Origin of the sequence: Streptomyces sp. NPDC021115, from assembly GCF_044333065.1 — a bacterium.
Taxonomy (GTDB): domain Bacteria; phylum Actinomycetota; class Actinomycetes; order Streptomycetales; family Streptomycetaceae; genus Streptomyces.
In genome coordinates this window covers 1-19,250 of sequence record NZ_JBIRQF010000041.1, presented here as the reverse complement: position 1 = coordinate 19,250, position 19,250 = coordinate 1, and the positions used below count along the sequence as shown (strand labels likewise).

General features: G+C 72.8%; 3 protein-coding genes. All 3 read right to left on the bottom strand.

Translation table 11 applies throughout. The features are described from left to right. Positions 1-5,948, bottom strand: a 5,948-nt coding sequence (locus ACH4TL_RS45625; RefSeq protein ID WP_398425525.1) for an SDR family NAD(P)-dependent oxidoreductase, incomplete at its 3' end; no start/stop codon positions are given. 17 nt (positions 5,949-5,965) lie between these two features. Continuing rightward, positions 5,966-17,968, bottom strand: a complete 12,003-nt coding sequence (locus tag ACH4TL_RS45620; protein ID WP_398332001.1) for an SDR family NAD(P)-dependent oxidoreductase — start codon at positions 17,966-17,968, stop codon at positions 5,966-5,968. Between the two features lie 42 nt (positions 17,969-18,010). Continuing rightward, positions 18,011-19,250, bottom strand: a 1,240-nt coding sequence (locus tag ACH4TL_RS45615) for a KR domain-containing protein (RefSeq protein WP_398331998.1), incomplete at its 5' end; no start/stop codon positions are given.

Genomic DNA, 19,250 nt, shown 5'->3' with positions numbered 1-19,250 from the left:
AGCGACGACGAACACGCCGTATCCACCGTCACCGCCGGGCCCTCCAACCCCAACGTGTACGCCACACGACCCGACACCACACTGCCGGAGCTGGCTAGCATGGCGTAGCCCTCCAGTCGTGCGTCACCACCGCTGAGCCCGGCCGCGTAGTCGTGGTACATCACCCCGGCGTAGACCCCGGTCGGACTGCCCTTCAACGACACCGGATCGATACCAGCCCGCTCCACCACCTCCCACGCCGCCTCCAACAACAGACGCTGCTGCGGATCGGTGGCAAGCGCCTCACGCGGATTGATACCGAAGAACCCCGCATCGAACGCGTCGGCGTCGTACAGAAACCCGCCCTTTCGGGCGTAGGACGTGCCCGGGTGGTCGGGGTCCGGATGGAAGAGGTTGCCCAGGTCCCAGCCCCGGCCGGTCGGGAACTCCCCGATCGCCTCATGGCCCGAGGACACCAGGTTCCACAGGCCCTCCGGGGAGGTGACGCCGCCCGGGAACCGGCAGGTCATCGCGACGATCGCGATCGGCTCGTCGGTGGCCGTCGACGTCACGGCGGGGACGTCGGGTCGTACCGTCTCCCCGCTCAGCCGGGTGCACAGGTAGGTGGCCAGAGCGTGGGGAGTCGGATAGTCGAACACCATCGTCGCGGGCAACCGCAACCCCGTCGCCGCCGACAGCCGATTACGTAGCTCCACCGCCGTCAAGGAATCAAAACCCAACTCCTTGAACGCCACCCCCGACCGCACCGCACCCGACGAACCAAACCCCAACACCACCGCCACACAACCCCGCACCACCTCCACCACCACATCCAACCGCGCACCCTCAGCCAGCCCCACCAACCGCCCAGCCAACCCACCAGCCCGCTCGCCGCCAAGGGCCACCCGACGCCGCACACGCCCCGCCACCAGCCCACGCAACACCGCAGGCACCTCACCACCCACCACCCCCACCACATCAAGATCCACAGCCACCAACAACGAATACGGCAGTTGGCACGCGGCATCCAACAGGGTCAGCGCCTTCGCGGTGGACATCGCGGTGATGCCTGAGCGGGACATCCGGCCCCGGTCCACCTCGGCGAGCTTTCCGGTCAGGGTGCTGGACTGCGCCCAGAGCCCCCATGCCACCGACAGCGCCGGAAGGCCGCTGGCCCGGCGGTGAGTGGCCAGGGCATCGCAGAAGGCGTTGGCCGCCGCATAGTTGGCCTGGCCCGGGCTGCCCAGCACTCCAGCGGCCGAGGAGAACATCACGAACATGCCCAGCGGCAGATTCGCCGTCGCCGCATGCAGATGGGCCGCCGCCGTGGCCTTCGCCTCCCACACCCGCGCCACCCGATCCGGGGTCATCGAGGTGACCACCGCGTCGTCCAGCACACCCGTGGCGTGGATGACGCCCGTCAGCGGATGCTCCGCATCGATCCCCGCCACCAACTCCGTGACCGCAGCCGCATCCGTGACGTCCACGGCGGCAATGCGCACCCGCGCGCCGAGGTGTTCCAGCCGGTCGGCCAGGTCCCGTGCGCCGGGGGCGTCCGGCCCCCTGCGGCTCGCCAGCACCAGGTGACCGATCTGCCAGGTGCGTACGAGGTGTTCGGCGACCAGGCCTCCCAGCGTGCCGGTGCCGCCCGTGATGAGCACCGTGCCGTCCGGGTCAAGCGCGGCGGGGATGTCCGACGGCTGGTCGCTGTCGGCCCGCTTCAGCCGGGGCACCAGCACCTGGCCGTCGCGCAAGGTCAGCTGAGGTTCGTCCCGTTCCACCGCACACGCGACCGCCTCTCGCACACGGTCCGTGAAGACTTCGGTGTCGGGCGTGAGGTCGAGGAGGAGGAAGCGCCCCGGGTTCTCCGCCTGCGCGCTGCGCACCAGGCCCCATATGGCGGCGCCGGCCAGATCCGGGACGTCTCCCTCGGCGTGCGCGACCGCACCCCGCGTCACCACCACCAACCGGGTGTCGGCCAGCCGTGGTTCGGCCAACCAACCCTGCAACAGTCCCAATGTCCGCTCCGCCAAGGCCAGCCCCTCGGCGGTCGCCGTCAGGCCATCGGCTTCGGAGTGTGGAAGGCGGGCGAGGGCGACGGACGGAACCGGCTCATCGGCATCGAGCGCCGCGATCAACGACTCCAGATCTTCGGCCTGGTGGTCGAGTCCCAGGATCACCCAGTCGTCGCCATCCGTGGTGACCGGCACCGCAGGCAGTGGCGTCCACTCCAATGTGAACAGCCCGTCCGTACCACGGGCGCCCACAGCCCGTAGCTGCTCGATCCGTGCCGGGCGCGTCACCAGGGAGTCCACCGTCAGGACCGGTTGTCCCGCGGTATCGGCCACCACCAGCCGCAGTCCCCGCTCGCCGTCCACACCTCGCGCCTGCGGGGAGATTCGCACCCGCACGGTGGTGGCGCCGGTGGCCCAGAGGGACACTCCGTTCCAGGCGAACGGCAGCCACACCTGGTCGTCGTCCTGTCCCTGCTCGGACGAGGCGATCAGCAGCGCCGGCTGCAGCGCGGCGTCCAGTAGCGCCGGATGGATACCGAATCCTTCCTCAGCGCCCGCTTCCTCGGGCAGTGCCACCTCCGCGATGACGTCCGCACCGTCCCGCCACATCGCGCGCAGCCCCCGGAAGGACGGCCCGTACGCATATCCCGCCACCGCAGCCTGCTCGTAGAACCGCTTCAGCTCCACCGGCTCCGCGCCCGCCGGAGGCCACACCCCCGGCAAGCCCTCGGTCGTCGGGGCCGTGTCCGCACGTGGCGGGCTCAGGACGCCCTCCGCGTGGCACACCCACCCCGCTACGGAGGCGGCGTCCCCGGAACGGGTGTACACCTGGACCTCACGCCGCCCGTCCTCCGCTGCTTCGCCCACCACGACCTGTACGCGGCAAGCCGTCGACTCGGGCAGCGCCAGGGGAACCTGAAGCGCCAGCTCCTCCACCCCGCCGCAGCCGACCTCGTCAGCCGCCCGCAGCACCCACTCCACCAGCGCCGCACCCGGCGCCAGCACGGTCCCGGCCACCACATGGTCGCCGAGCCAGTTCTCGCCACCGCCTGCGGTGATCCTGCCGGTGAGCAGGTGCGTACTGCCGTCGGCAAGCTCGACCGCGGCGCCCAGCAGCGGATGCCCGGCGGATACGAGCCCAAGGTCACTGGGGTCGCCGGTCCCGCCCGATCCGGCCATCCAGAAGCGCTGGTGCTGGAACGGGTACGTGGGCAGGTCCACGGTGTTCGGCGTCGGGTCGGCCGGGAACAGGGCCGTCCAGTCCACGGGGACGCCCGCGTTGAAGGCTTGGGCGAGGGACCGTACGAGCTGGTCCTGACCGCCATGGTCGCGGCGCAGCGTCGGCACGGTCACCGCCTCGACGCTCGCCCGCTCGAACGTCTCCTCCATGCCAACAGTCAGCACAGGATGGGTACTGGCCTCGATGAACACCCTGTGCCCATCGGCCAACAGCGCCTCCACCGCATCCGCGAACCGCACCGGCTCCCGCAGGTTCCGCACCCAGTACGCGGCGTCCAGTCCGGCCGTATCGGCTCGGCCACCGGTCACCGTCGAATAGAACGCCACGTCGTCCGAGGAGGCGGCGACCGGGGTCACACCGTCCAGTACGCGCATCAGCTCATCGTGGATCTCATCGACCTGCGGGCCGTGCGAGGCGTAGTCCACGTCGATCAACCGCGCGCGATCGCCGCTCTCCCGGCATGCGGCCACGACTGCGGCCACCTGCTCCGGCGGGCCTGAAACCACTGTAGAAGAGGGACCGTTCACCGCCGCCACACCCACCCCAGCGGCCTGGTCACCAAGCCGGGCCAGCAGCCGATCAGCCCCCTCCTGCCCCACACCGAGCGACGCCATCGCCCCACCACCGGCCAGCTTGCGCAACGCCCGACTCCGCAGCGCCACCACCTTCGCACCATCCTCCAACGACAGCGCCCCCGCCACCACGGCCGCGGCGATCTCCCCCTGGCTATGACCCACCACCGCCGCAGGCTGCACACCATGCTCAGCCCACACCGCCGCCAACGACACCATCACCGCCCACAACACCGGCTGCACCACATCCACCCGGCCCAGATCACCCACACGCAACACGTCCCTGAGCGACCAATCCACATACGGCGACAGGGCCCGCTCACACTCCGCCACCCGCGCCGCAAACACCGACGACACATCCAGCAACCCCGCACCCATCCCCACCCACTGAGACCCCTGACCCGGAAACACCAACACCGGACCCACACCACCCGCCAGCACCGGAACACCCGAACACACCACACCCGGATGCGAATCCCCCGCCGCCAACGCCTCGGCCCCAGCCACCAACTCCGCCCGACCCTCACCCACCACCACCGCACGATGCTCAAACACCGACCGCGACCTCACCAACGACCAACCCACATCCACCGGCACCAACCCCGCATCGACCACCCGCGACGCCAACGCCCCCGCCTGATCGCGCAACGCGTCCGAATTCCGCGCCGACACCACCCACGGCAGCACGCCACCACGCTCGGACACCGGCGCCACCTCCGGCGCCTCCGGGGCCTGCTCCACGATCACATGCGCATTCGTGCCGGAAATGCCGAACGCCGACACACCGGCCCGCCTCAGGCGCTCGCCGCGCGGCCACGCCACCGGTTCGGTGAGCAGCCGTACCGCGCCACCGCTCCAGTCCGCGTGCGGGGTCGGTTCGTCGACGTACAGGGTCGCGGGCAGCATCTCGTGTCGCAGCGCCATCACCATCTTGATCACACCGGCCACACCCGCCGCGCCCTGCGCATGGCCGATGTTGGACTTCAACGAACCCAGCCACAGCGGCCGATCGGTGGGCCGGTCCTGACCGTACGCGGCGATCAGCGCGTCCGCCTCGATGGGGTCGCCGAGAGTGGTGCCGGTGCCATGGGCCTCGACGGCGTCGACCTCGGTGGAGGACAGCTGGGCGTTGATGAGAGCCTGGCGGATCACTCGCTGCTGTGAGGGGCCGTTCGGTGCGGTCAGGCCGTTCGATGCGCCGTCCTGGTTGATCGCCGAGCCGCGGAGCACCGCGAGGACCTGGTGTCCGTTGCGCCGTGCGTCCGAGAGGCGTTCCAGGAGCAGCAGGCCGACGCCTTCGGAGAATCCCGTACCGTCGGCGGCCGCCGCGAACGGCTTGCAGCGGCCATCGGGGGCCAGTCCGCGCTGGCGGGAGAATTCCACGAAGGTGTGCGGGATGGTCATCACTGTGACGCCACCGGCCAGGGCCAGGGTGCATTCGCCCTGCCGTAGCGCCTGTGCCGCCAGATGCATGGCGACCAGGGAGGAGGAGCACGCCGTGTCCACGGTCACCGCGGGTCCTTCGAGGCCGAGGGTGAAGGCGACCCGCCCGGAGAGGACGCTGAGGGTGTTGCCGGTGAGCAGATATCCTTCGGCGCTCCTTTCGATGTGAGGGGTGCCGAAGCCGAGGATTCCGGCGCCCGCGTAGACGCCGGTCGGGGTGCCCTTCAGCGAGGTGGGGTCGATTCCGGCGCGTTCGAGCAGTTCCCAGGAGACCTCGAGGAGCTGGCGCTGCTGCGGTTCGGCGGCGAGTGCTTCGCGCGGGCTGATGCCGAAGAAGGTGGCGTCGAAGCCATCGGCGCCCCGCAGGAAGCCACCGCGGCGGACGTAGCTGGTGCCGGGGTGGCCCGGGTCCGGGTGGTACAGGCCGTCCAGGTCCCAGCCGCGGTCCTTCGGGAAGTCCCCGATGGCGTCGCGGCCGGAGGCGACGAGCTGCCACAGGTCTTCGGGGGAGGCGATCCCGCCCGGGAAGCGGCAGGCCATGCTGACGATGGCCACCGGCTCCTGCGCGCGCTCCTCCACCTCGCGTAAGCGCTGGCGGGTCTGCCCCAGATCGGCCGTCACCCGCTTGAGGTACTGGCGGAGCTTTTCTTCCGTACCCGTACCCGTACCCGTACCCGTACCCGAATCCGTACCCGGCATCTGTTCTCGCTCCTCCATCAGGGCAGTTCACGGTCAATGAGCGCGAACATCTCGTCGTCCGAAGCGGATTCGAGGCCGCTGAAGTCCGTCACGCTGGACGCGTCGGCCGATCCGCTGCCGTTCACCTTCGCCAGCAGTCCGCTCAGCCGCTTGGCGATCCTGTGCCGTCCCTCTTCGTCCGCCACCAGGCCGTCCAAGGCGTGGTCCAGCCTGGCCAGCTCGCCCATTACGGGGTCCACGCCGTCCCGGCCCACGGTGGTCGCGTCGTCGGGTGCGAGCCGTTCCAGCAGGTAGTCGGCGAGCACGACGGCCTCGGGGTAGTCGAAGACCATCGCGGCGGGCAGCCGTAGTCCGGTGGCGGCGGCGAGCCGGTTGCGCAGTTCCACGGCGGTCAGCGAGTCGAAACCCAGCTCCTTGAAGCTGGCATCGGCCTGCACCGCCCCCACATCGGTGTGCCCCAGCACGGTGGCCGCGTGGCCGCGGACCAGGCCCAACACCAGGCGGTGGCGCTCGGTCGCCGACAGACCGGCCAGCCTGGCGGTCCAGTCGGCGGGGTACCCCGCGTCGGCAGCCGCCGCCGTACGTCGTCCGGCGCCGCCACCGCCACTGGTGGTGGCGAGTGCGCGCAGAGTGGCGGACAGGCGCTCGGCGGGCAGGGCGCCCAGGGTGCGGACGTTCACGTCGGCCGCCACCAGCAGATGGCGGCCGTGCTGGACGGCGGCGTCGAGCAGGGCCAGGCCCTGGCGGGTGCCGAGGGCGCCCACGCCCGTACGGGACATCCGGGCGAGGTCGGCCTCGGCGAGGTGGCCGGTCATTCCGCTGGCGTCGGCCCACAGCCCCCAGGCGATCGACACACCCGGCAGGCCCTCGGCCCTGCGACGGGCGGCCAGGGCATCGCAAAAGGCGTTCGCGGCCGCGTAGTTGGCCTGCCCCGGGCTGCCCAGTACCCCCGCGGCCGAGGAGAACATCACGAACATGCCGAGCCGCATGTCTGCCGTCGCCGCATGCAGATAGGCCGCCGCCGTGGCCTTCGCCTCCCACACCCGCGCCACCCGCTCCGGGGTCTGCGAGGTGAGCACCGCGTCGTCCAGCACCCCCGTGGCGTGGACCACGCCGGTCAGCGGATGCTCCGCGCCGATCCCCGCCACCAGCTCCGCCACCGCGGCCGCATCCGTCACATCCACCGCGACCGTGCGCACGCACGCGCCCAACTCACCTAGACGGGTGCCCAGTTCGGCAGCGCCCGGTGCGTCCGGTCCCCGCCTGCTCGCCAGCACCAAGTGGCGTACCTGCCAGGTGCGTACGAGGTGTTCTGCGACGATACCGCCCAGCGTGCCGGTGCCGCCCGTGATGAGCACCGTGCCGTCCGGTTCGAGCGCAGCCGGAACATCCAGGACCAGCTTGCCGGTGTGGCGGGCCTGGCTGAGCTGCCGCAGCGCTTCCCGTGCCCGGCTCAGCGGCCAGGTCCGTACGGGGGCGGGCCGCAGCACCCCGGCGGTGAACAGCTCGCGGAGCGTGCGCAGCATCTCGCCGATGCGGTCCGGTCCGGCGTCGGGCACCAGGTCGAAGGCCCGGTAGCGGACGCCGGGGTGAGTGGCGGCGATGTCCTCCGGATCGCGGATATCGGTCTTGCCCATCTCCGAGAGCCGTCCGCCGTCGGCCAGCAGGCGCAGCGAGGCGTCGACGAAGGGCCCGGCGAGGCTGTTCAGTACCACGTCCATGCCACGGCCGCCGGTGGCGTCCCGTAGTGCGGTTTCGAAGTCGAGGGTGCGTGACGAGGCCCGGTGCGCAGGGTCGATGCGCATCTCATCCAGCACCGCGTGCTTGCCGGGGCTCGCCGTGGCGTACACCTCGGCGCCCAGGTGGCGGGCGATCTGGACGGCTGCCATGCCGACGCCGCCGGTCGCGGCGTGGATGAGCACCGACTCCCCTGGCCGCAGTCCGGCCAGGTCCACCAGCCCGTACCAGGCGGTGAGGAACACCACGGGTACGGCGGCGGCCTGCTGGACGGTCCATCCGTCCGGGATCGGTACCACCATGCGCGCGTCCGCCACCGCCAGCGGGCCGAAGGCGCCTTCGAACAGGCCCATCACGCGGTCGCCCACGGCGAGTCCGGTCACCCCGGGCCCGATGTCCGTGACGACGCCCGCGCCCTCGCTGCCCCGGAACACCCCTCCGCCCGGATACATCCCTACGGCGATCAGCGCGTCGCGGAAGTTGACGCCCGCCGCATGGACCGCGATGCGGACCTGGCCCGGGCCCAGTGGCTCCAGCACTTCGGGGCAGGGCACCGGGGTCACGTTCTCGATGGTGGCGGCGCCTTCCACCGCGAGCCGCCAGGCCGGTTGCGCCAACGGGGCGACCAGGCCACCGCTTCCGGCAGCCCCGGCCCGCATCAGCCGTGGCGCCCATACCCGGCCCGCGCGCAGCGCCACCTGCGGTTCGGCCATCCCCATCGCGCACAGCACACCGTCCAGGACATCCGCGCCCGGTGTTTTCGCCGGGCCCCGGAGGTCGAGGTCGAGCAGGACGAACCGGTCGGGGTTCTCGGCCTGCGCGCTGCGCAGCAGCCCCCACACCGCCGCAGCGGCGGCGTCCACGGCGTCGGCTCCGGGGGCGTCCCCGGTCTCGCCCCCGTCCGGTGCCCCGGCCGCGACGGCACCCCGCGTCACCACCACCAGCCGGGTCTCGGCCAGCCGGGGTTCGGCCAGCCACGCCTGGAGCAGGCTGATCGTGCGCTGCACGGTGGTCAGGCCCTCGGCAGAGGTGGCGTCCGGTGCGGACGGGACACCGGTCAGCACCACCGAGGGGAGAGGGTCGCCACGGTCGGCGCCCGCGAGCAGCGATGCCAGATCCGGGTGGCGCACCGCGCCCGCGGTGTCCCATTCCGCCGGGCCCAGCACCGCCCAGTCGCCGCCATCGGCCACCGGCTGCGGTGCCTCCGGCAGCGAGATCCAGTCCAGCGTGAACAGCCCGTCCGCGCCGCGGCGGCCCGGGGTGCGCAGCTGGTCCATACGGGCGGGCCGCAGCACCAGCGAGTCGACGGTGAGGACGGGATCGCCCACAGCATCGGACACGGTCACCCGCAGCGCCCGCTCGCCGTCCGCATCGAGCCCATGCGGGGACAGCCGGACCCGTACCGTGGTCGCCCCGGCGGCCCACAGGGACACTCCGTTCCAGGTGAACGGCAGCCACACCCGGGCGTGGTCGTCCTCGTCGGCGGTGAGCAGGGCGGCCGGGTGGAGCACGGCGTCCAGCAGCGCGGGGTGGATGCCGAATCCGCTGCCCTCACCGGCGGTCTCGGGCAGCGCCACCTCGGCCAGCACATCAAGGCCGTCCCGCCAGAGCTTGCGTACGCCATGGAAGGCGGGCCCGTACGCGTATCCCTCGGCGGCGGCCCGCCCGTAGAAGCCGTCCGCGTCCACCGGTTCCGCGCCCGGTGGCGGCCATGCCCCGGAGGGCATGGGCACCCGGTGGCCGCGGGGCGGGGCGAGTACGCCATCGGCGTGGCACAGCCATGTGCCATCGGTGTCGGTGTCCGGGCGGGAGTGGACGCGCACCTCGCGGCGGCCGTCCTCGTCGGCCGCGCCCACCGCCACCTGGACACGCAGCCCGCCGGATTCGGGAAGGATCAGCGGGGTGTGCAGCGTCAGTTCGTCCACCATCGCGCACCCTGCCTGGTCGGCGGCGCGCAGTGCCCACTCCACCAGCGCGGCGCCCGGTACCAGGGGCACCCCGGCCACCACGTGCTCGGCCAGCCAGCCGTGGCCGCCACCGGTCCCGATGCGGCCGGTGAGCAGGTGGGTGCCGCTGTCGGCAAGTTCGACGGCGGCCCCCAGCAGGGGGTGGTCGGCGGAGGTCAGTCCGAGGTCGGCGGGGTCGCCGCCGCGTCCGTCCGCCCCGTCCAGCCAGTAGCGCTCGCGCTGGAAGACGTACGTCGGCAATGGGACGGTACGGGGCGTGGGGTCGGCCGGGAACAGGGTGGCCCAGTCCGTCTCGACCCCGGCGGTGAACGCCTGCGCCACCGAGCGCAGCAGCTGGGCCAGATCGCCGTGGTCGCGCCGCAGGGTGGGCACCGCGATGGCCGCGCTGCCCGCCTCGTCAAAGGTTTCCTGCATCCCGACGGTGAGGACGGGATGGGTGCTGACCTCGATGAACACGCGGTGGCCAGCGGCCAGGGCGGCCCGTACGGCGTCGGCGAACCGCACCTGGTCGCGCAGGTTGCGCACCCAGTACGCGGTGTCGAGTTCGGCGGGGTCGGCGGGGCCCGCGGTCACGGTGGAGTAGAAGGCCACGCCCGTCCCGGGCTGCCGGACGGGGTGAACTCCGTCCAGCAGCTGGGTGAGTTCGTCGGTGATCTCGTCGACCTGGGGGCTGTGGGAGGCGTAGTCCACCTCGATCATCCGGGCCCGTTCACCGGTGTCACGGCAGGCGGCCACGGCCGCGGCCACCTGCTCGGGCGGTCCGGACACCACCGTCGAGGCGGGCCCGTTGACGGCCGCCACCACGACCGTGGCCGCCCGCTCGCCCAGGTCGGCGAGCAGCCGCTCGGCGCGTTCCCGGCCCACGCCGACGGAGGCCATCGCGCCGCCGCCCGCGAGTCGCCGCAGGGCGCGGCTGCGCCGGGCCACGATCCGGGCGCCGTCGTCCAGCGAGAGCGCCCCGGCCACGCAGGCGGCAGCGATCTCGCCCTGGCTGTGGCCCACGACGGCGGCGGGTGTCACGCCGTAACCGGCCCAGACGGCGGCCAGCGACACCATGACCGCCCACAGCACCGGCTGCACCACATCGACCCGTCCCAGATCGCCCGCGCCCTCGGTGCCGCGCAGCACATCGGTGAGGGACCAGTCGACGTAGGGGGCCAGGGCCCGTTCGCAGGCGGCCACGCGCTCCGCGAACGCCGGGGAGATGTCGAGCAGTTCGGCCCCCATCCCCTGCCACTGCGATCCCTGCCCCGGGAACACCAGCACCGGTCCGGCCGCGCGCGGGTCCGGGGCGGTGCCGGACTGCACGACGCCCGGGTGGGCTTCGTCGGCCGCCAGCGCCTCCACCGCGGCCAGCAGATCGGCGTGGCTCTCGCCGACGGCCACGGCCCGGTGGTCGAAGAGGGTACGGGTGCTGATCAGCGACCAGCCCACCTCGGCGGGCGTGGCCTCGGGGGCGGTGGTGAGGTGGGTGGCCAGGGCCCGGGCCTGCTCGCGCAGCGCCGTGGTGCCCCGCGCGGACAGCACCCAGGGCACCACGGCGTGGTCTGCCGCAGGTGCCGGCTCCGTGCGGGGGGTGGGTTCCGGGGCCTGTTCGAGGATGACGTGGGCGTTGGTGCCGCTGATGCCGAAGGAGGACACGGCGGCCCGGCGCGGCCGCTCCTCCCGTGGCCATGCGACCGCCTCGGTCAGCAGCCGTACGCCGTCCTCCCACTCCACGTGCGGGCTCGGTGCGTCGATGTGCAGGGAGGCGGGCAGCAGTCCGTGTCGCATCGCCATCACCATCTTGATGACGCCCGCGGCCCCGGCGGCGGCCTGGGTGTGGCCGATGTTCGACTTGATGGAGCCGAGCCACAGCGGCCGCCCGTCGGCCCGCTCCCGTCCGTAGGTGGCGAGCAGGGCCTGCGCCTCGATCGGGTCGCCCAGTGTGGTACCGGTGCCATGGGCCTCGACCGCGTCGATGTCGGCCGGGGTGAGGCGGGCGGAGGCGAGCGCCTGCCGGATCACCCGCTGCTGCGAGGGGCCGTTGGGCGCGGTCAGGCCGTTGGAGGCGCCGTCCTGGTTGACGGCCGAGCCGCGGAGCAGGGCGAACACCTGGTGGCCGTTGCGCCGGGCGTCCGACAGCCGTTCCAGGACGAGCAGTCCGATGCCCTCGCCCCAGCCCGTGCCGTCGGCCGCCGCCGCGAACGGCTTGCAGCGGCCGTCCGTGGCCAGTCCGCGCTGCCGTGAGAACTCGACGAAGGTGTTCGGCGTGGCCATCACTGTCACGCCGCCCGCGAGGGCCAGCGCGCATTCGCCCTGGCGCAGCGCCTGGGCCGCCAGATGCATGGCCACCAGCGATGACGAACACGCCGTGTCCACAGTCACCGCCGGCCCCTCCAGGCCGAAGGTGAACGCGACGCGCCCGGAGGCGATGCTGGGGGTGCTGCCGGTCATCAGGCGGCCCTCGACGCCCTCCGGGGTACGGCCCAGGAAACGGCTGCCATAGTCGTCGTACATGACGCCCGTGATGACCGCGGTCTGGCTGCCGCGCAGGGTCATCGGGTCGATGCCCGCGTTCTCGAAGGCCTGCCACGCGGTTTCCAACAACAGCCGCTGCTGCGGGTCGGTGGCCAGCGCCTCACGCGGGCTGATCCCGAAGAACTCGGCGTCGAAGCGTGCCGCGTCGTACAGGAATCCACCCTCGCGGGCATAGCTGGTGCGCGGGTGGTCCGGGTCGGGGTCGAAGAGCCCCGGCAGGTCCCAGCCCCGGTCCTCGGGGAACGCGCTGATCGCGTCCACGCCCTCGGACACCAGCCGCCACAGCTCCTCCGGCGAGCCGGCACCGCCCGGATAGCGGCAGGCCATGCCGACGATGGCGATGGGATCGTCGTCGGTGGCCACCGCCGCCCCCGCCGTCGCCGCCACGAGGGCGAGCGGTGCCGTGTCGCGTGTGCCGATCAGCTGCTCGCGCAGGAAACCCACCAGGGCGTCGGGGGTCGGATAGTCGAAGATGACGGTGGCCGGGATTCGGGTCCCGGTGGCCGCGTTGAGGCGGTTGCGCAGGTCGAGGGCGGTGAGTGAGTCGAAGCCGAGTTCCTGGAAGGCACGGCCCGGCTCGATGGCCTCCGGTGCCGGATGGGCGAGCACGGTGGCGACCTGGGCGCGGACCAATTCGCCGAGAACACGGTCCTGTTCGGCGGCGGGCAGACCGGTCAGCCGCGCGGCCCAGGACACCGCGCCGGTGTCCCGGGCGGGCCGGGCGGGGCTGGCCACCAGGGCGCGCAGTACGGGCGGAAGTGGCCCGGCGGCGGCCCGGGCGCGCAGCGCGGCCGGATCGAACCTGGCCGGTACGAGGACGGGATACGGGGTGGTCAGCGCGGTGTCCAGCAGCACGGGCACTTGGTCGTCCGCGATGGGGGCGACGCCGGAGCGCGCCATCCTGGCCAGGTCGGTGTCGTCGAGGTCATGGGTCATGCCACCGGCCGAGGCCAGCAGCCCCCAGGCCAGCGTGTGGGCCACCAGGCCCTCGGCGCGGCGGCGTTCGGCGAGGGCGTTGAGGAACATGTTGGCGGCCGCGTAATTGGCCTGCCCGCCGTTGCCCATGACGGAGGCGGCGGAGGAGAACATCACGAACGCCGCCGGGGACATCTCGCGGGTCAGCCGGTGCAGATGCCATGCCGCGTCGAGCTTCGGGGCGAGGACGGCGTCGAACCGCTCGGGGGTCAGCGAGGTGAGGACCCCGTCGTCCAGCACCCCTGCTGTGTGGACCACGGCCGTCAGGGGATGGGCGTCGGGGATCGTGGCCAGCACAGCGGCCACCGTGTGCGGATCGGTGACGTCACAGGCGGCGATGCGCACGTCCGTGCCCAGGGCGGCCAGTTCGGCGGTGAAGGTGTCGATGTCGTGTGCGGCCGGGCCGCTCCGGGAGACCAACAGCAGGTGGCGGGCGCCGTGGGCGGTGGCGAAATGCCGGGCGACCAGCCGCCCGAGGGCTCCGGTGCCGCCGGTGATCAGGACGGTTCCGTCCGGGTCGAGGGCGGGAAGCGGCGCCTCGTGGTCGGGGCGGACGCGCACCAGACGGGGGACGCGTACGGTCCCGGCCCGTACCGCCAGCTCGGTCTCACCGGCCGCCACGGCGGCCGGGAGCGCGGTGCGCAGGACGTGGCGGGAGTCGGGGCCGTCGTCCAGGTCCAGCAGCAGGATGCGCTCGGGGTGTTCGGCCTGCGCGGCGCGGACCAGGCCCCACAGAGGCGCGGTGGTCAGGTCGGCGGGCGGGTCGTCGGGGGTGGCGGCGATCGCACCACGGGTGGCGATCACCAGCCGGGCCGTGCCGAACCGCTCGTCGGTCAGCCAGGTGCGCAGCGCGTCCAGCATCTGATGGGCTGCGGCGCGCACCTGCGCGGGGGTCTGGTCGGGGTCGGATGTCGCGTTGTCGTGGCCGGGGCGCGTCAGAATGACGAGGTCCGGGACCGGTTGTCCCGAGCCGATGGCGGCCGTCAGCGCGGCCAGGTCGGTGTGGACGGAGGCGGGTTCGGGGCCGCCGTCGGACAGGCGCAGGGGGTCGAGGCCGACGACGGCCCAGCTCTCGGGCCTGGCGGATGGGCCTGCGGGCAGCGGCTGGGGCTGCCAGTCGAGGCGGTAGAGGGAGTCGTCGGTGCGGGCGGAGCGCCAGCGGTCGGCGGGGACCTCGCGCAGCCCGAGGGTTTCGATGGTGGCGGCCACGGTGCCGTGGTCATCGGTCAGGGTGAGCGCGATGGTGTCGGGGCCGGTCGGGGTGAGGCGGACCCGTAGCCGGGTGGCGCCGGTGGCGAACAGCCGTACACCGCTGAAGGAGAACGGCAGCCGGACGGTTTCCTGGCTCGTGTAGTCACCGTTGAACAGCTCCTCCACCGGGTGCAGCGCGCTGTCGAGCAGGGCGGGGTGGAGACCGAAGCCCTCGGCGTCGCCCGGCGGCTCGGTGGTCAGGCGCACCTCGGCGAGCATGTCCTCGCCATGCCGCCACGCGGCGTGCAGTCCGCGGAAGGACGGGCCGTACGCGTACCCCTGCTCGGTGAGGCGCCGGTACAGGTCCGCCACATCGACCGGGACGGCGTCGGCCGGTGGCCACGGCGCCGGGGTGGTCGCTGCGGGGGCGGGTGCCGCGGGGGCGAGGAGCCCTACGGCGTGCCGGCGCCAGGCGTCCATGGCCGACGGTGTTCCGTCGTCCTCGTCGGCGGGGCGGGAGGAGAGGGTGAGCGCGCGTCGGCCCGTGTCGTCGGGGGCGGCGACCGCCAGCTGGATGCGCACCGCTCCGGAGGCGGGCAGGAGGAGCGGGGTCTCCAGGGTGAGGTCGTCGACCGTGTCGCAGCCCGCCCGCGCCCCGGCGAGCAGGGCCAGCTCCAGCAGGGCCGTCCCGGGCAGCGGCACGCTGCCCGCGATGGTGTGGTCCGCCAGCCAGGGGTGGGTGGTCAGCGAGAGCCGCCCGGTGAGCAGCAGTTCGCCGTCGGGAGTTTCCACGACCGCTTGGAGGAGGGGGTGGCCGGTGGCGCCGAGCCCGGCGGCGCGTACGTCGGCGGTGCCGTTCGGGACGGGACGCCAGTAGCGTTCGCGCTGGAATCGGTACGTGGGCAGGTCGGCGTGGCCCGCGCCGTCGGGCAGTGCGGCGGAGAAGTCGGCGGTGCCGCCGTCGATGTGCATGCGGGCCAGGGCGGACAGCAGGGTGCGTGGCTCGTCGCGGCCGCGGCGCAGGACGGTGGCGAACACCGGCACCGTCTCCGGTGCGGTCCCGTCGGCGGCGAGGGCGTCCTCGGCCATGGTGGTGAGCACGGCGTCCGGGCCGAGTTCGAGGTAGCGCACCACGCCCTCGGCGCGCAGGGTCCGCAGTCCGTCGTGGAACCGTACGGGCTCGCGGACGTGGCGTACCCAGTACTCCGGGTCGCGGAGCTGGTCGGAGTCGGCCACGTCGCCCGTGACATTGGAGATCACGGGGATGTGGGGCGCGTGGTAGGTGAGGGTGCGGGCGACCTCGCGGAACTCGTCCAGCATGGGCTGGAGGAGCGGCGAGTGGAAGGCGTGGCTGACGCGCAGCCGCTTGGTGCGGTGGCCGCGCTCCTTGAGGGTGCGGACCACCTCGTCCACGGCTTCCGCGGCGCCGGACACCACGAGGGCGGCGGGCCCGTTGACGGCGGCCAGGGCGAGACGGTCCGCGTGCGCGCTGAGCAGGGGGAGGACCTGTTCCTCGGTGGCCTCGACGGCGGCCATGGCGCCACCGGCCGGGAGCGCCTGCATGAGGCGGCCCCGGGCGGCGACGAGCGTGCAGGCGTCCGGCAGCGACAGAACGCCCGCCACGTGTGCGGCGACGATTTCGCCCACGGAGTGGCCGGTCAGATATCCGGGGGCGAGGCCGAAGGACTCCACCAGCCGGAAGAGGGCGGTCTCCAGGGCGAAGAGGGCCGCCTGGGTGAGTCCGGTGCGATGCAGGGACCGGGCCTCGTCGGTGTCCTCGGCGGCGAAGAGGACGGCGCGCAGCGAGCACCCCAGCACCGGGTCCAGATGGGCGCATGCCTCGTCGAGGGCCGTGGCGAACGCCTCGAAGCGCTGATACAACTCCGACCCCATGCCGGGCTGTTGGCTGCCCTGCCCGGTGAACATGAACGCGGTGGCACCGGGGCGGGCCGCCCCGGCATGGGTCAGCCCGGGGTGGTTCCGGCCTTCGGACAGCGCGCGTACGGCCGTCAGCAGCTGGTCGCGGTCGTCGCCGAGGATCACGGCCCGGTGTTCGAAGACGGTGCGGGTCCTGGCGAGTGACCAGCCCACGTCGGCCAGGGGCAGCCGGGGGTTGTCGTCGGCATGGGCTGCCAGCGCCTCGGCTTGGTCGCGCAGTGCCCGGCCGGTACGGGCGGACAGCACCCAGGGCAGCGTGCGGCCGACGGGCGGGTCCTCCTCGGTGGCTGTCAGCGCGGGCGGGCTGTCCGGCGCGGATTCGAGGAGGAGGTGGGCGTTGGTTCCGGAGATGCCGAACGAGGACACCGCGGCCCGGCGCGGACGTTCCCCGCGCGGCCAGTCGACCGACTCGGTGAGCAGGCGTACGGCGCCCGCGTCCCAGTTCACGTGCGGGGTGGGCCCGTTGACGTTCAGGGTGGCGGGCAGCGTTTCGTACCGCATCGCCATGACCATCTTGATGACACCCGCCACGCCCGCCGCGCCCTGGGTGTGGCCGATGTTCGACTTGACCGACCCCAGCCACAGTGGCTTTCCGTCGGGCCGGTCCTGGCCGTAAGTGGTCAGCAGCGCGTGCGCCTCGATGGGGTCGCCCAGCCGGGTGCCGGTGCCATGAGCCTCGACCACGTCGATCTCGGCCGGTGACAGCCGTGCGTTCGCCAGCGCCTGGGTGATGACCCGCTGTTGGGAGGGGCCGTTGGGGGCGGTCAGGCCGTTCGAGGCGCCGTCCTGGTTGATGGCCGAGCCCCTGATGACCGCCAGCACCCGATGGCCGTTGCGCCGCGCGTCCGACAGCCGCTCCAGCAGCACCAGGCCGACGCCCTCGGCGAAGGCGGTGCCGTCCGCGTCCGCGGAGAACGCCTTGCACCGGCCGTCGGGTGCGAGGCCCCGCTGCCGGGAGAACTCGGTGAACACGTTCGGGATCGCCATCACCGTCACACCACCGGCCAGGGCCAGCGCGCATTCGCCCTGCCGCAGCGCCTGGGCCGCCAGATGCATCGCCACAAGCGACGACGAACACGCGGTGTCCACCGTGACCGCGGGCCCTTCGAGGCCGAGGGCGTACGCCACCCGGCCCGACAGCACACTGGGGGCGTTGCCCGTGACCAGATAGCCCTCGGCGCTCCTGTCGATGTGCGGTGTGCCGAAACCGGGGAGGGCGGTCCCGGCATAGACGCCCGTCGAGCTGCCCTTTAGCGAGGCGGGGTCGATTCCGGCGCGCTCCAGCAGCTCCCAGGAAACCTCCAGCAGCAGCCGCTGCTGGGGGTCGACGGCCACGGCCTCGCGCGGGCTGATGCCGAAGAACTCGGGATCGAACTGGTCGGCGTCGTAGAGGAAACCGCCCTCACGGGCGTGGCTGGTGCCGGGGTGCTCCGGGTCCGGGTGGAACAGGCTCTCCAGGTCCCACCCGCGGTCCATGGGGAACTCCCCCATCGCGTGTCCGCCGGAGGCGACGAGTCGCCACAGATCCTCGGGTGTACGCACACCACCCGGATAGCGGCAGGCCATGCTCACCACAGCCACCGGCTCCTGGGAGCGGTCCTCCATGGCGCGAAGCCGCTGGCGTGTCTCGTGCAGGTCGCCCGCCACGCGCCTCAGATACTCGACCAGCTTCTCTTCATCAGCATGCGGCACAGAGGGTCACCCGGCCTTCCGCGAAAGGGCGCGCCACGTCGGTCATGACAGGCCAAGCTCGTTGTCGATGAAATCCAGCACCTGATCGGCTGTCGCGACTTGGAGCCGCTCGACGGCGCCGCCGTCGTCGTCGCCCTCGTGGCCCGAGGGACACATCGCCTTCCAGCGCGAAAGCAAGGTCTCCAGCCGGGTCGTGACGGCCCTGGAATCCAACTCCTCGACGGCCAGGGCGGACAGGCTGTTCCCCAGCCTGACCAGCTCGTCGAAGACCGGGTGGAGGGCACCCCGGCCCGCGGATCCGGCGCCTTCCGGGGCGAGTTGGCAGCGGAGGTGTTCGGCGAGCGCTGCCGCTTCGGGATGGTCGAAGACGAGCGCCGCGGGCAGCCGCAGCCCGGTGGCCGCGGCCAGCCGGTTGCGCAGCTCGACCCCGGTCAGCGAATCGAAGCCCAGGTCCTTGAACGACGCGTCCGGGTGGACCGTGGCGGGGTCGGCGTGGCCCAGCACCGTGGCGGCGTGGCTGCGCACCAGGTTGAGCAGCAGCCGGTGCTGCTCGGAGGACGGCAGTCCGCGGAGCCGCCCGGCCCAGTCGGTCGGCTGGCCACCGGCCGCCGCGGTCGGCCGCCGACGGCTGCTGCCATTGGTGACGGCGAGCGCGCGGAGCGGGGTGGGCAGGGTGGCGGTGTCCTGGGCGGCCAAGGCCCGGGTGTCCAGCTTGAGCGCCAGCAGATGGGGACGGCCGGGGCGGTACGCCGCGTCCAGCAGGGCCATCCCCTCTTCGGTGGTGTTGGCCGAGATCCCCAGACGGCCGATCCTGGCCAGATTGGCGGTGTCCAGCCGGGCGGTGAGGCCGCTGGTGGCCGCCCACAGTCCCCAAGCCACCGACAGACCTGGCAGCCCGAGGGCCTGGCGGTGGGAGGCGAGGGCGTCACAGAAGGCGTTGGCCGCTGCGTAGTTGGCCTGCCCGGGGGTGCCCAGATCGGAGGCGAAGGAGGAGAACATCACGAACGCACCGAGTCGTAGATGCTCGGTCGCCGCGTGCAGATGGGCAGCGGCGGCGGCCTTGGCCCCCCATGCCCGGGCCAGCCGCTCCGGGGACTGCGCGGGAAGCATGGCGTCGTCCAGGGCGCCCGCGGCGTGGACGACGCCGGTCAGTGGATGGGCTGGATCGATGCCCGCGACGAGGTCATTGACAGCGGCGCGGTCGGACACATCGGCTGCGATGATCCGTACGTCGGTGCCCAACTCATGCAGCCGGTTGGCCAGTTCTTTCGCACCGGGGGCG